The 14,308-nt window shown below is 36.0% G+C and carries 15 protein-coding genes; 4 read left to right on the forward strand and 11 right to left on the reverse strand.

The features are described from left to right. The first annotated feature begins 120 nt into the window (after positions 1–120). Entirely contained in the window at positions 121–306 is a 186-nt protein-coding gene (locus ACFQU5_RS06145; protein WP_390285789.1) for a DUF5325 family protein, read from the forward strand. A gap of 203 nt (positions 307–509) precedes the next feature. Here the strand turns inward: ACFQU5_RS06145 and ACFQU5_RS06150 are convergent, their stop codons facing one another. Then, a complete protein-coding gene (locus ACFQU5_RS06150) occupies positions 510–1,301 on the reverse strand; it encodes an inositol monophosphatase family protein (RefSeq protein WP_390285791.1) in 792 nt (263 codons plus the stop codon). A 185-nt stretch (positions 1,302–1,486) separates the two neighbouring features. Further along, the gene (locus tag ACFQU5_RS06155) at positions 1,487–1,684 is read right to left on the reverse strand and encodes a hypothetical protein (RefSeq protein ID WP_036202626.1); all 198 of its coding nucleotides are present in this window, start codon (positions 1,682–1,684) and stop codon (positions 1,487–1,489) included. A gap of 117 nt (positions 1,685–1,801) precedes the next feature. On the opposite strand from ACFQU5_RS06155, the gene ACFQU5_RS06160 reads away from it, so the two are divergent. Both ACFQU5_RS06160 and ACFQU5_RS06165 read left to right on the forward strand, forming a co-directional pair. Next, positions 1,802–2,428, forward strand: coding sequence for a YktB family protein (locus tag ACFQU5_RS06160; protein ID WP_390285793.1), 627 nt, complete (start codon positions 1,802–1,804; stop codon positions 2,426–2,428). 403 nt (positions 2,429–2,831) lie between these two features. After that, positions 2,832–4,073: an NAD(P)/FAD-dependent oxidoreductase gene (locus ACFQU5_RS06165; RefSeq protein ID WP_390285795.1), complete on the forward strand. Its 1,242-nt coding sequence runs from the start codon at positions 2,832–2,834 to the stop codon at positions 4,071–4,073. 96 nt (positions 4,074–4,169) lie between these two features. Here the strand turns inward: ACFQU5_RS06165 and ACFQU5_RS06170 are convergent, their stop codons facing one another. Next, positions 4,170–4,439 (reverse strand): UPF0223 family protein, encoded by a 270-nt coding sequence (locus ACFQU5_RS06170; RefSeq protein ID WP_390285797.1) that lies wholly within the window; start codon positions 4,437–4,439, stop codon positions 4,170–4,172. Between the two features lie 21 nt (positions 4,440–4,460). Next, positions 4,461–5,420, reverse strand: a complete 960-nt coding sequence (locus tag ACFQU5_RS06175) for an NAD(P)H-dependent flavin oxidoreductase (protein WP_390285799.1) — start codon at positions 5,418–5,420, stop codon at positions 4,461–4,463. Positions 5,421–5,562: 142 nt separating this feature from the next. On the opposite strand from ACFQU5_RS06175, the gene ACFQU5_RS06180 reads away from it, so the two are divergent. Further along, entirely contained in the window at positions 5,563–7,032 is a 1,470-nt protein-coding gene (locus ACFQU5_RS06180; RefSeq protein ID WP_390285801.1) for an aminotransferase class I/II-fold pyridoxal phosphate-dependent enzyme, read from the forward strand. A 104-nt stretch (positions 7,033–7,136) separates the two neighbouring features. Here ACFQU5_RS06180 and ACFQU5_RS06185 read toward each other — a convergent pair whose 3' ends face one another. From ACFQU5_RS06185 to ACFQU5_RS06215, 7 genes are all read right to left on the reverse strand, one after another. Continuing rightward, a complete protein-coding gene (locus tag ACFQU5_RS06185) occupies positions 7,137–7,814 on the reverse strand; it encodes an LrgB family protein (RefSeq protein ID WP_390285803.1) in 678 nt (225 codons plus the stop codon). Next, a complete protein-coding gene (locus ACFQU5_RS06190) occupies positions 7,789–8,379 on the reverse strand; it encodes a CidA/LrgA family protein (RefSeq protein WP_390285805.1) in 591 nt (196 codons plus the stop codon). Before ACFQU5_RS06190 ends, ACFQU5_RS06185 begins: the two co-directional genes overlap by 26 nt. 149 nt (positions 8,380–8,528) lie before the next feature. After that, complete coding sequence (locus tag ACFQU5_RS06195; RefSeq protein ID WP_390285807.1) at positions 8,529–10,055, reverse strand: tripartite tricarboxylate transporter permease; 1,527 nt, start codon at positions 10,053–10,055, stop codon at positions 8,529–8,531. A gap of 14 nt (positions 10,056–10,069) precedes the next feature. Continuing rightward, positions 10,070–10,525, reverse strand: a complete 456-nt coding sequence (locus tag ACFQU5_RS06200) for a tripartite tricarboxylate transporter TctB family protein (protein WP_390285809.1) — start codon at positions 10,523–10,525, stop codon at positions 10,070–10,072. Positions 10,526–10,684: 159 nt separating this feature from the next. Beyond that, positions 10,685–11,701 (reverse strand): tripartite tricarboxylate transporter substrate binding protein, encoded by a 1,017-nt coding sequence (locus ACFQU5_RS06205; protein WP_390285811.1) that lies wholly within the window; start codon positions 11,699–11,701, stop codon positions 10,685–10,687. Between the two features lie 264 nt (positions 11,702–11,965). Then, on the reverse strand, positions 11,966–12,658 hold the full coding sequence (locus ACFQU5_RS06210; RefSeq protein ID WP_390285813.1) for a response regulator: 693 nt from the start codon (positions 12,656–12,658) through the stop codon (positions 11,966–11,968). Further along, positions 12,627–14,258 carry an ATP-binding protein gene (locus ACFQU5_RS06215; RefSeq protein WP_390285815.1) on the reverse strand — a complete coding sequence of 544 codons (1,632 nt, stop codon included), beginning with the start codon at positions 14,256–14,258 and terminating at the stop codon, positions 12,627–12,629. The genes ACFQU5_RS06210 and ACFQU5_RS06215 overlap by 32 nt, the downstream gene beginning before the upstream one ends. Positions 14,259–14,308: the final 50 nt, after the last annotated feature.

Raw genomic sequence — 14,308 nt, forward strand, 5'->3', positions numbered from 1 at the left:
CATATGATTAACTGTGTTATTATAGCACAAGAAGTTCATATTGTCTTTTCATGTTTTTTTACAATTCGACAATATTATTAATAAATCCATTTTCCGTACATATTAAGGAGGCATATTTCCATGAATAAAGCGAAAGCAGTCATGTTTCTTTTTGCAGTCGCAGCAATGTTGTCCATGATTTCCATCGGATATGCAATTGCAGCAAAAACATTCCTTGGAGCGATTGCAGGACTAGCAGCCTTATTTGCTGTCATGTTCATCGGCTTCAAAATGAAACGTAAATTCCGCGAACAAGGTCTATTATAATCCTATACAAATAGACTGCCACATGTAATTGAATTAATTCATATGTAAAACACGATTTTGTTGTAAATTCAATTCGACAAATCGTGTTTATTTCTTTCAAATTTGAAAAATCAACCAATTAATTTCTTCGGTTGTCGAACGTTGCAAATTATCGGCTAGAAAAAAGCAGAAAACAAATGGACTATTTGCTTTCTACGAGAAATTTACTTTTCTTCAATATAGTCAGTTATTATTTGTTGGTGAATTGATGGATTGGCGATGATGAAAGTATCTTGAGTTAATAAATTGCATGGTTCACCTCTTAAATTAGTGGCGATGGCACCAACCTCACGAGCGATAATCGTTCCACCACCTATATCCCAAGGAGATAATCTCATGGAAATATAAGCATCTAATTTTCCGCTGACAACAAATGCGATCTCCATAGCAGCCGAACCATAGGAACGTGTCCCCCTGACTGTATGAACTAAATCAATCATCTTTTTATGGTCTACTCGTCTATTAGGTGCTATCCAGCTTGCATTGATGCCAATAATGGCTTCTCCCAGAGGTACAGGTTGCAATTGCCTTAATGGTGTATCATTATACCAAGCACCCTCTCCTTCTATTGCATAAAACAAGTCCTGTCTCATCACATCAAATATGTACCCAAGTTTCCCTATTCCATCAACAAAAAAACCAATAGTAATCATAAAATGACGATGTTGCTTTACAAAATTCATCGTCCCATCTATCGGATCAATTATCCAAACTGACCCTTCCAGCGATTCAATACCTTCACCCATTCCCTCTTCACCCAAAATTTTGTGACTGGGATTAAAGGCTTTAATTTTTTCGATAAAGAAAATTTCCGTTTCGCGATCAATATTTGTCACTAAATCGTTCGCATCAGCTTTTGTCTCTACTTTGATATCATATGAAAAAGCATCCCTGATTCGTTTTCCAGCTTCAATAATAATTGTCTTGGCAAACTGATCCACTTCACGTAAATCCATTAAACCCCCACCTTCTTTGAACAATCCGTTTTTAAGAATATAAGGTATTCCTCCATCATGATTCAGCCGAATGTAGATAAAAGAGTATCACCCAGTATTCGAAAAATTCTTTCTTTACCTTAGTATAACAAAAATCACTTGCAGTCAAAATGAGAGCAAGTGATTTTTAATAAAATATTAAATTGTTATACATATGCGTGGAGACCATCTAATTCATCTTGGATTTCCTTAAGACGTTTTTTGCTTTTATCCATTTCTTTTTCATCCTTATCCTGCATTGCTACATATAACGAGGCAAGTTCATAATCAAGCTCTAGGCGTAAAACTTGTTCATATTGCTTTTCAATATCAACTTTACGTATAATTTTAATCATCTGTTTCATATTAAATCACTTCCCTTTCATTTTTATATAAATTTTAGTCTTATGAATTGGTTTGTTACAAAATTTTTCCCAAAAAGCAGATAAAATAAACATAAAATCAAGAGGTGGCTCAAATAAATGAACAAAACTAAATGGACAAACAAAGACTTTGAAGTTTTTGAAATTGATGGTTTAGAACAACGAATGGAAGCTCTAACAACAATTGTTCGCCCAAAATTCCATGAACTAGGTGAAATGTTTTCAAGTTACTTTAGTGCTAGAACAGGTGATGAATTTTTCCCTCATGTTGCAAAACATGCTAGACGGACTATAAATCCACCTAAAGATTCATGGGTAGCATTTGCCCCTTACAAGCGTGGATATAAATCTCTTCCTCATTTTCAAATTGGGCTTTGGAATACACATTTATTCATTATTGTGGCAATTATTTATGAAGCGCCACAAAAATCTGAAATGGCAACTCGCTTACTAAACGCGATCGACTTGTTTGATGAGTTACCTGACTCATTTATACTTTCAGGCGATCATATGTCACAAGACTCAATTTCTTTAAAAACAGGGCGTGAAAAACAGCTGGAACAATTAATTATTCGATTAAGAGACGTTAAAAAGGGTGAGTTTGTGGTAGGGCGACACATTACACGGGAAGATGCCGTCAAACTTTCATCGGAACAATTTTTACAACTAACAGAAGAAACATTTGAAGCATTAATGCCCATTTACAATACGATCATTGGCAAATAATATGAACTGTTACCAAAAGGCAAAAGTTAATTTTTAACTTTTGCCTTTTGTATTAGAGTGATACTCTTTCCTAGATTTAGTGATTTAGCAATTAAAAGTAAGGTTAATGAGAGTAACTGTTTCACTTTAGGTGTGTTGTATAATTAATATGCACAAGATACTTACAAACATTACATATTTCTACTAATTCTTTTAAAATTTTTTTAATGCTTTGTTCCAGTAAGTTTTCTCAACTCCTCAAAAATACATACTTCTTTTTTCAATTTACCTTCTTTTATTAACTCCTTAAATATTGGTCTATTTCGCCTAATTTAGATGCCAAGTTACTCTTGAATGATTAAAAGAAAAAAATAAGGGTAAAGTCATAGGACGTTATTTGACAAATTCAAGGAGTGTATTTTAGATGAAACTTCATAACGGAACTTTATATTGGCCAACAACAAATACTATTGAATTAAATGTAAAAACTCCAAAACAACCAAAAAAACAATATGATGCCATTGTCATCGGCGGTGGAATGTCCGGCTGTCTTACCGCTTATGAACTGATTAAACAAGGCTTATCTGTCGCTATATTAGAGAAGAGAAAATTTGGACAAGGAAGTACATCTGCAAATACAGGTTTACTGCAATATTCTAATGATTTTATGCTCTCAGAACTGATTCAACAAATCGGCGAAAAAGATGCGGTCCGGTTTTATCAATTATGTTTTGAAGCATTGGATGACATTGAGAAAATAGTAAATGAGTTGCCTCATGAAGTGGATTTCTTACGTAGACCAAGTATCTATTATGCAAGCGATAAATGCGATGCAAATAAACTGCGTACCGAATATGAAACATTGTATATGAACCATTTCCCATGCGAGTTTTGGGATGAGTCCACATTGTCATTCTATATGCCATTTAAGAAGCCTGCTGCAATTGTTACATTTCGAGATGCAGAAATAAATCCTTTGAAATTCATCACAAGTTTATTGACTTATCTACAGGATCATGGCGTTGATTTATTTGATGAGACAGAGGTAACCGATACATCATATGAAAATCAGCTTGTTCAACTAAAAACGACGACACATCTTTTCAAGGCAAAAGATGTAGTATATACAATAGGCTATGAAACAAAACAAAATGCAAAGAAAGAAGATACTATATTTAACCGGTCTTATGTAATGGTAACAAAACCCATAGAGACCAATACACATTGGCATGAAAAGGCGATGGTTTGGGAAACAAAAAGACCCTATCTTTATTTACGTACTACAGCCGAAGGAGCCATTATGGCAGGAGGAATGGATGAAAATATAGCTGAAGCTACAGTGGATGAAAAGGATATTGAAAACTATGCTGAAAAACTATTACAGCAAACACAGTCATTATTTCCACATTTAGAACTTGAAGTTGATTGTTGCTATGCTTCAATCTTTGCCCAATCCAAAGATCAATTACCATTTATTGGCGCACATCCTAAAAAACCACACCATTATTACCTGCTTGGATATGGGGGGAATGGTACTGTATATAGTGCACTAGGTTCGAAAATTATCAGCGATCTGATTGCAGGAAGGGAAAATGATGATGCCCGTATTGTTTCACCTTTAAGAAAGGTTGGTACTGACAGCCTACCATTTTCCTCAATAGCCTGAACTGAAGTAGATTCAATTTCAGAATAACTTCTATTAAAAAGTGGGTGATTACATATGAACGTCTATAAATCGCTCAGTTGAATCACCCTCTAGCTGTTACATCTTAATCACTTTGCCGTCTTCTTGCTCTTTCGTCAGTTTCACAACTTTGTAGCTTACATAACCGCTTACCTCTTCAAATTCACGAAACACGGTTTTTTCCTCCGCCTGGGAAGGAATGATTTCTTTAAAACGACGATATCTTGCCAGCATATCTTCTCTTTTAATTCCTTTTTCATATGCTTGTTCAATGCCCTCGAAAAAGCGTACAACATCAATAATTTCTGTTGTTGACCAATCCGGTGAAAATGGATATGAGTATTCCATAGTAAGAACCTACCTTCTTATTTAGTGACCCCATTTTACTCTGATTTCTTCTGCTTGTGCAACCATACGGCTAATTAACTCTTGTACCGTTGGAACGTCTTGTATCATTCCAGTAACCTGACCCGCCCAACCAAAACCATTTGCTCCATCGCCATCATAAATAAATCTTTTATTAGCTTCACCACCTATATACTCTTTTAATGCCTCATAAGTTGGAGAAACTTTTTCCATTTCTATTATTATATCTGTAAACTCATTTTTCAAGCAACGTGCCGGGGCTCCAATGGATCGTTTAATAATCGTTGTATCCGCCTCAGTACTATTTAGTAAACTTTTTATATATTCAGGAGAAGCGTGCACGCATTCCTTAGTTGCTATGAATCTAGTTCCCATCTCTATACCTTCTGCTCCCAAGGCATGTGCAGCCATCCACCCTCGGCCATCCCCTATCCCACCAGAAGCTATTACTGGAATGGAAACACTATCGACAACTTGGGGAACTAATACCATAGTGCCGACATCACCACGCCCCAAATGGCCACCACCTTCTTGACCAACTACCATAACAGCATCCGCACCAAGTTGTTCTGCCTTTTGTGCCTGTCTTCTCGCTGCTACTAATACCAATTTTTTTATATCTGTTTCTTTTAATAAGTCAAAGATCGGTGCCGGGTTACCACCTGTCATTGAAATTACAGGTACATTTTCTTCTATTGCAACTTTGACCATTTCTTCGTACCCTTTACCGTGCATCCCAATAGCAAAGTTTACGCCAAATGGTTGATCCGTTTTTTGGCGAACCTTATGTATCTCCTCTCTTAGAAGCTGTGGAGATTTCAAACTCATTGCAGTTATTTGACCTAGACCACCCGCATTAGAGACTGCTGCTGCTAAATCTGAATAGGCTAGATATGCTAGGCCCCCTTGTATGATTGGATATTTTATTCCTAGTAATCGTGAAATTCTAGTATCCCAGCTCAATACTTCAACCCCTTTTTGCAATCATTAAATAAATACTTCTCTTTAATAGAAAAAAATCCTTTAATTTTTGTAGTCATGAAGTACAATAGATGCTATAATTCTTTTTGTTTTCAAAATTATATAAAGCGAGGTGGTACCTGCGTTGTCACAGTTAGAGACTCCATTGTTCGACGTACTACTCAAACATCGAAATAGACATCCAATACAATTCCATATTCCCGGACACAAAAAAGGTCAAGGAATGGATCCAGCTTTTCGTGAGTTCGTCGGCGACAACGTTTTATCAATTGATTTAATCAATATTGCTCCACTAGATGACTTACATTCACCAAAAGGCGCGATTAAAGAAGCACAAAGTTTAGCAGCTGAAGCCTTTGGTGCTGACCATACATTCTTTTCCGTTCAAGGTACTAGTGGCGCCATCATGACGATGATTTTATCCGTCGTTAGTCCAGGTGATAAAATATTGGTACCACGGAATGTTCATAAATCAACAATGTCTGCTATTGTTTTATCTGGGGCCATTCCAATTTTTATCCATCCAGAAGTTGATGAAGAGTATGGAATTGCACATGGTATTTCTGCAGAATCTGTCGAAAAAGCATTAAAAACATATCCTGATGCAAAAGCAATGTTAGTAATTAACCCTACTTATTTTGGTTTTGCAACTGACTTAAAACGTATTGTTGATATCGTACATGCACACAACATCCCTGTTATTGTGGATGAAGCTCATGGAGTACACATCAAATTCCATGATGAGCTGCCGCTATCCGCAATGGAAGCAGGTGCTGATATGGCTGCAACAAGTGTTCACAAACTTGGTGGGTCAATGACACAAAGCTCTGTATTGAATGTACGGGAAGGACTTGTATCGGTAAATCGAGTACAATCTGTTCTGTCAATGTTGACAACGACGTCAACATCATATCCAATCTTAGCTTCGTTAGACTGTGCAAGACGCCAATTAGCGGTTCATGGGTATGATTTAATCGATGAGGCAATTCGTCTTTCAAAGGACGCAAGAAAACGAATTAATAAAATTCCTCATTTAAAAGTAGCGGGAAGAGAAAAACTTCACTCGTCTGCAACATATGATATGGATCCAACAAAAATCCTAATTAGTGTTAAAGATTTAGGAATTACAGGTCATCAAGCGGAGGAATGGTTACGCTTTAATGCCAATATCGAAGTTGAATTATCTGACCTATACAATATCCTTTGTCTTGTCACTTTAGGAGATACTAAGAAAGAAATAAACCTTCTTATCAATGCACTGCAAAGAATGTCGCAAACTTTCGAATCAGAGGCGATTCAAAAAGAGACAATTGTTAATGTACCGGATATCCCTGCACTAGCAATGACACCACGTGATGCATTCTACGCTAGCACAGAAGTAATGCCTTTAGAAAAATCAGTTGGGTATATTTGCGCAGAATTTATCATGGTTTATCCTCCAGGGATCCCAATATTCATTCCCGGGGAAATAATTACCGACGATATTATTAAGTATATCAAAAAGAATATTGAGGCAGGATTACCTGTTCAAGGTCCAGAAGATCTATCTCTTAAAACGATTCGCGTGATCAAAGAGCGTATGCCAATCATTTAAAATTCCCAATGATTCTACATTAAAAAACACGATTCTTCCCTATTAACTAGCGGAAAATCGTGTTTTCTTATATAAGTCTATCTTTTCGATACATTTTGACACTTCTATATAAAGAGGAATACAAAGATTGGACAGATTACTGCACCAACCACGGCACTTAGACCCATTGATAAAGAACCAACTGACAGATCTTCTTCTCCATAATCCTTTAATTTTGTAACCCCTACTCCATGGCTGGCACTCCCCATTGAAATTCCCCTGCCAATCGAAGAAGTTACTTTTGAATACTTATAAATAGCTGGGCCAAAAAGTGCACCTGTGAAACCAGCAATCATTACAAAAACAGCAGTCAGAGGTGCGATACCTCCAATTGTTTCGCTCACTTGCATTGCTACAGGAGTTGTGAGCGATTTTGGCAAAGACGTTAAGATTAAATCAGTATCCATTTTCATTAATTTCAACATGGCATAGACACTTATTAATCCACTGATCATTGCTACTAGAATGCCCGATAGAATCGTATATTTAAATTTCATAATCAGTTTCCTTTGATTATATAAAGGATAAGCTAAAGCAACAACAGCTGGGCCTAATAGGTGCTGGATATATTTCCCGCCTTCCATATAATCCGAAAACGGAATTTGAAAAACTAATAAAACAACAACTATTACAATTGTCGTCGTTAAAATCGGCAATAAAAATGGATATGGATACTTTCTATGAATCTTATACATAATTGCAAATATAGCTATCGTACTAACGACGAAGATGATTGCTTTCAAGTGCCCCAGCCTCCTTTAAGCTTTCATTGTGTTGTGGTTTGTTTTTATCTAAAGAAACGGGAACGGGTTGATTTTCAGCCTTCGAGGGTCCATCTTCTTCTGATAGAGGTTGCTGAACCAGTTTTTTTTCTTTTCTTATAGCAATTCTAAATTCTTTCTTCTCGATTAGCTCCAATTCTTTTTTTTCAATGATTTCACTAAATTTGCTCGATATTAAGATGGCAAATAACGTACTCACAAAAACTGTCCCCAGCAGGAGAAAACCTTCTACCGATAATAATTGAGGATAATCAATGATTCCTACAATCGGAGGAATAAAAAATAGTGTCATAAAGGCAATTAAAAACCCAGCACCCTCTCGAATGTATTCCACCTTCACCCATTTCATTTGCAGACAGAAAGCTAAGAGTACTAAACCTAGAATGCTTGCTGGCAGAGGCAGTCCAGTTATTTCGACAATAAAAACCCCTATATAGTAAAAAACATAAAGTATTAGAATTTGAGCGATGGTCCTCATGATTCTCATCAGCAGGCAATAACTAAGCGCAACCACTTTTATTGCCATTCACCCCCCTTAATAAACGATATTTTACTCTTCAAGTATAACAATGTCTATAACTCTTCGAAATAAAACTTAATAAATTAAGAGAAAATTCCCGAAATAAGAAAAGATGGGACAAAGAAGTAACTTCTACTTCTTCATCTCATCCCCTATTATTCTTCGTCATTGATTATTACATTTCGCCCTAAAAGTTTTAAAATAAGCGGAACTACAATCCAAGCAACTGCAATGATTAAAAATATTAACGATAAAGGACTTGTCACAAATATACTCCACTCTCCGTTGGAAATAGTAAGTGCCCGACGCATGTTATTCTCAATCATCGGACCTAAAACCAATGCTAAAACTAATGGCGCTACAGGATAATCATTCTTGGTAAATAGATATCCGAATACCCCACAAGCAATTAATAAAAATAAATCAAAAGTCGAATATTGTACAGCATAAACACCAAAGAAGGAAATTGCAATAATAATTGGCAGCAAATATTTTTTGGGCGTTTGAATAATCTTCGCAAACACCTTAACTAAAGGCATATTCAATATTAATAACACTAAATTCCCGATGAACATACTTGCAATCAAACCCCAAGCAATATCAGGGTGATCATTGAACAATAATGGGCCTGGCTGCACGTTGTACATAATAAGTGCACCCATCAAAATCGCTGTTGTTCCTGAGCCGGGAATACCTAAAGTTAATAGAGGAATCATGGCTCCTCCTGAGGCAGCATTGTTAGCTGATTCAGGACCAGCTACACCAGCAATATTCCCTGTTCCAAAAGAGTTTGGGTTTTTACTAACTTTTTTTTCTGTTATATAAGAGAAAAAGGATGCAAGGGTTGCCCCAGCTCCCGGAAGCACTCCTATAAAAAATCCCAAGAACGATCCTCGTGCTATAGGTTTGGCACTATCTTTTAGATCTTGTTTCGTTGGCAGTATTCGATTAATCTTTGCGATAGGTTGATCGTCCGCTTCACGTTCTAAAATGGTCTTAAACACTTCACCAATTGCAAATAATCCAACAGCAATTGTTAAAAATTCTATGCCTCCATATAAAACTGGAATATCATATGTAAACCGCGCTATTCCCGATACTGCATCAATCCCGATAGTTCCAAGCATTAACCCAAGAACTGTCATAATCAATGCTTTTGTTACCGATTTACCAGCTAAACCACTGACTGCACACAACCCTAAAAGCATCAATGAAAAATATTCTGCTGGTCCAAACTCCAAAGCAATACTTGATAAAGGTTTAGCCAACAAAACTAATCCTATAAGGGATATAATTCCCGCGACAAACGAGCCTATTGCTGAAATTGATAATGCTGCTCCCGCTCTCCCCTGCTTTGCCATTTGATATCCATCCAAAGCTGTCACAACGGAGGAAGATTCACCTGGGGTATTTAGTAAAATTGACGTTGTAGATCCCCCATACATTGCTCCATAATATACTCCCGCAAGAAGAATGATTGAACTAGCTGCTGCTGCTTCAGTTGGCATTCCCGAGGTTATTGTTGCAGTTACTGGAATCAACAATGCCACACCACTCATTGGACCAATTCCCGGCAGAACTCCAACTGCCGTTCCAATAATAACGCCAACAAGTGCAAATAATATATTATGCCACTGTAATGCTGTAGCAAATCCATCCATTAAGAATTGAACTGTCCCCATTTACATCCCCCATTTTAAAATAAAGAAAATTTCGGTAATGCTCCTCCAAGTAGATTTACATACATCAAGTAAAGCCCCATTGAGAAAACTGCTGCTATTATTATTGATGATATAATTTTCCCTTTCTCCATTACTTGGAAAGAAACTAACAAAAATAGAAATGTTGAGATTACGAATCCTAAAACTTCTAATAAGCAAACATATAAAATAGCAGAAATTAAAATGATGCCGAAATTCTTGTAATACATTTGCGATTTATCTTTATGTTGAGTTTCGGCATTCTTTTTAAAGCTTTCGTATAACAGACGTAAGCTTAAAAGACCTAAAACAATTCCCAGGATTAATGGATATGTTTTTGGTCCAACCGCGGATCCGTACGCACTGCCAGAAATCTGTAAACTTCCAGAAATAAATAATAGACTAATAATTAAAAAAGCAATTCCGCTAATTTTATCAAAAGATTTTATCAATCCCTGCACCTCCATTCATTTTGGAAAACCACGATTTATCTCCCTAATGGCGAAAATCGATGTCTTTTCTTATGCGGTTATCTACGAAAAACTTATAAATTCCTATCCATTTAAAAAACTGCTGTCCTATAAGACGTAGCTTATCGGACAGCTTTCCCTTTATTTATGCATATCTAATGCTTCGAGCAACTCACTAACCACTGTCTCTTGTTCTTCTAAGAACTTAGTAAATTCTTCTGCATTTTTATATTCATTTTGCCAACCATTTCTTTCTAATTCAGCAGTCCATTCTTCACTTTCTGCCAATTCACTTAACTTTGCAGTCCAATAATTCACTGCCTCTTCAGACATATCCTTAGGACCGAATAATCCTCTCCAGATTGTAAACTCTGCATCAATACCTAACTCTTGGAATGTTGGAACTTCTTCCAATTCACCAGATAATCTTTCAGTAGAACTTACTGCTAGCACTTTTACATCTCCAGATTTGACATATTCACCAATGGCGGATGCATCTGTTGCTATGGCATCAGCATTGCCGCCTAATAATGCTGCAATCGCTTCACCGCCGCCATCATAAGACACATATTTTACAATTTTAGGATCAATCCCGTATCCGTATGCTGGCAAGATCCCTACCAGATGGTCCATTGAACCAGGCGCTGAACCACCTGCCATAGTAATAGATGTCGGGTCTGCTTTAATAGCATCTAACAAATCAGTTAATGTGTTAAATTTTGAATCAGCTTTTACAACAATCGCACCATAATCACGCGTTAATTGTGCAAGTGGAGTAGTATCTTTATAACCATAAGGACTATTTCCTTCTGCCTTTAAATTATTAATGATAATAGGAGGTGATTTAGCCATGAGCATATAATCATTCTCTGCTTCTTTTGTGGCATATTCAGCCATAAACACAGCTCCACCGCCACCTGCTCTATTTTCAACTGTAATCGGTTTTTCAACTAAACCTGTTTCTGACATAACTTTGGCAATTGCACGTGCTGTTAAATCCCAGCCACCACCAGCTCCTGATGGCGCTACAATCGTAATATTGCTTTCTGGATATCCAGAAGCACCTTCAGCCTCTGTAGTTCCACCTGTATCCCCTTGACATGCTGTAAGAACTGCAGCCATAAAAATAGCCAAACAAATTAATACTATCCTCTTCATTATTTATTTTCCCCCTTTTTATACATTCACTTTTCAATATAAATGTATATAAATAACTTAATGAAAGCGCATACTTTTTACAATAAAACGCTAATAAGTTGATATTTTTTCCATAAACTTGATTTTGCTCATATTGTTCACGAAAGGTATATTGGAATGAATATTGCAGTTTGCCTTGTGCTTTTCAAGTAAAAAAATTAATCAAAAATAAAAAAGCAACTCAAAAACTCGTCTATTAAACGAGTATTGAGTTACCAACTTTATCTACAATATTGCTTTTTCTGGTATATATCGTCTTTCCGGCCTACCAACCGTCCCATAAATTAAATCTGTATACACTTTACTTTCTGAAACTAAATATTCTAAGTACCGACGTGCAGTTGAACGACTCAATCCTAAATCCTTTCCTAGTTTTTCTGCTGTTATTCCTTCTGGGTATCTTCGCAAGTAATCAAATACTTTCCCATTTGTAATGACATCGATTCCTTTTGGTGTTATTTCGTTTATCTGTATTGGTTTCGATACATTCCATAGTTCTTTAATTTCATTTTCCTCAAGGGACGAATTTTTCTCAAGAAGTCTCCTTTTGGAACGATAGGTTTCCATACATTCTTCAAATTTTTCAAATGTTACTGGCTTTAATAAATAATCTACTACTCCGCCTCGTAATGCTTTCTTTAAAATGTCTGATTCAGATGCGGCAGTAATAAATATAATATCAGTCTCTCTACTATTAACTTTAATATAGTCTAAGACTTCTGTACCCAATAAGTCAGGAAAGTATACATCCAGCAGCACTAAATCTGGCTTTACAGTTTCAATCCATTCAAATGCTTCTTCTCCGTTATGGGCTACCCCAATGCATTCATAACCTTCAATTTTACTTAAAAATTTTTGATGAATAGTTGCGATTCTTTTATCATCTTCAACAATTAACACCTCTATTTTGTCCTTCATGCTCATTCTCCCCCTTATGTACCACAACGATAAATAGCGCTCCCCCAAGATCACCATTCTCCGTATATATTTCTCCTCCTAACTCAAGGAGATTCTCTTTGATTTTCATTAGACCAAAGCCATGCCGACCATTATCTACCCCTTTTGTTGAAACTCTTTTTTCAAAGAGAATATCTTTAACTTTGTTATCAATTCCTTTCCCACTATCTTCTACTTCTATCAATAGCTCTTTTCCGTTATCTAGTATTAATATACGAACCAGTCTTTGTTCTTCAGGCAGATGTTCAACTGCTTCAAATGCATTTGTCACTAAATTTCCAACTATCGAAACAAATAGATGTTTATGAATATGTTTAGGTAAAGATTTAAGTTTACTATCTTCATCAAAGATTAATCTTACTTTTAACTCTTTGGCTCGGTTGAAAAAACCGATTAAGATGCCACTTATAAACGGATCTTGCAGTCGATCTGAAATAAAGTGAATTAAATTCCCTTGCGCTTCTCGTTCACTATGAATTAACTCAAGAGCTTCTTTATAATTTTGTAGTTGAATAAGTCCAGATATTGTATACAAAAAATTATTATATTCATGTGTTTGAGCTCTTAATGCTTCCGTATATTTTTTTACTTGCGAAAGTTCCATAGACAGTCGATCAATTTCAGATTGCAGGCGAAAACTCGAGACAACCCCTACTACTCTATCTCCATTCAATATTGGAATTCGATTTACCAATACTTTATTTCCGTTGATTTCCATATTACGATCGAGATGTCTTTCGCCAGTTGATAAAATTTGATCCATTTGCGTGTTTGGTAATACGTTGCGAATATGTTTTCCCACAAGTTGAATCTCTTCCCCATTCGATAACATCTTATATGCTGCAGAATTCAGAACAGTAATTATCCCTTCATCATTGACCATAATAATTCCTTCCCGAACTGATTCAATTAGTGCGTTTTGTTGTTTTAAAAGTTCTGCAATCTCGATTGGCTCAAAATTTAGTAAATCTTTTTTTATTCTAGTAGATAAAAGTGAAGCAAAAATCAACCCAACGAAAATAAAAAAAGCAATTATCCAAACAATATTATCTATATATTTAGAGAAGATATCGCTAATATCTTTCTTTAAATACCCTACCGAGATTACACCTATAATTTGATGATCATCGTCAAACACAGGCGTCTTTCCTCTTATGGCCGGCCCAAGCGAACCCGTTGCTTCTGAAATGTAAGATAACCCCTCTTCTAGCACTCCATTATTATCATTTCCTACCATCTTTTGTCCAATTCGACTTTCGACTGGATGTGCATAACGTATCCCATTAAGATTTCCAATTACAACATATTCAGCACCTGTTTCCTTACGTATTTCTTCAGCGATGGGTTGTAAAATATCAGAAGGATTATTAGAATTAAAACCTGCTTTAACATCATCACGTATTGCAGTAGTTTTTGCGATTTGCAATGCCTTGGCTCCAATTTCATCTTTAATAGCATTGGATAATGTGAGATAAAAAGATATCCCGATAGCAACAGAGAGTAAAAAAATAATAATAATATTATATAAAAATATTTTCGATTGCATGGAATCTAGCTTCATTTAATCCCCCGAATATAATCATTAATAATTCCATTATAAAGAATTTTTTA

The sequence above is a fragment of the Ureibacillus sp. GCM10028918 genome, assembly GCF_042666115.1.
Classification (GTDB): domain Bacteria; phylum Bacillota; class Bacilli; order Bacillales_A; family Planococcaceae; genus Ureibacillus.

What these genes read in the sequence shown, in the direction of transcription:
- ACFQU5_RS06145 (WP_390285789.1), top strand. Translation starts at nt 121, where the DNA reads ATGAATAAAGCGAAAGCAGTCATGTTTCTTTTTGCAGTCGCAGCAATG.
- ACFQU5_RS06150 (WP_390285791.1), bottom strand. Translation starts at nt 1,301, where the DNA reads ATGGATTTACGTGAAGTGGATCAGTTTGCCAAGACAATTATTATTGAA.
- ACFQU5_RS06155 (WP_036202626.1), bottom strand. Translation starts at nt 1,684, where the DNA reads ATGAAACAGATGATTAAAATTATACGTAAAGTTGATATTGAAAAGCAA.
- ACFQU5_RS06160 (WP_390285793.1), top strand. Translation starts at nt 1,802, where the DNA reads ATGAACAAAACTAAATGGACAAACAAAGACTTTGAAGTTTTTGAAATT.
- ACFQU5_RS06165 (WP_390285795.1), top strand. Translation starts at nt 2,832, where the DNA reads ATGAAACTTCATAACGGAACTTTATATTGGCCAACAACAAATACTATT.
- ACFQU5_RS06170 (WP_390285797.1), bottom strand. Translation starts at nt 4,439, where the DNA reads ATGGAATACTCATATCCATTTTCACCGGATTGGTCAACAACAGAAATT.
- ACFQU5_RS06190 (WP_390285805.1), bottom strand. Translation starts at nt 8,379, where the DNA reads ATGGCAATAAAAGTGGTTGCGCTTAGTTATTGCCTGCTGATGAGAATC.
- ACFQU5_RS06195 (WP_390285807.1), bottom strand. Translation starts at nt 10,055, where the DNA reads ATGGGGACAGTTCAATTCTTAATGGATGGATTTGCTACAGCATTACAG.
- ACFQU5_RS06205 (WP_390285811.1), bottom strand. Translation starts at nt 11,701, where the DNA reads ATGAAGAGGATAGTATTAATTTGTTTGGCTATTTTTATGGCTGCAGTT.
- ACFQU5_RS06210 (WP_390285813.1), bottom strand. Translation starts at nt 12,658, where the DNA reads ATGAAGGACAAAATAGAGGTGTTAATTGTTGAAGATGATAAAAGAATC.
- ACFQU5_RS06215 (WP_390285815.1), bottom strand. Translation starts at nt 14,258, where the DNA reads ATGAAGCTAGATTCCATGCAATCGAAAATATTTTTATATAATATTATT.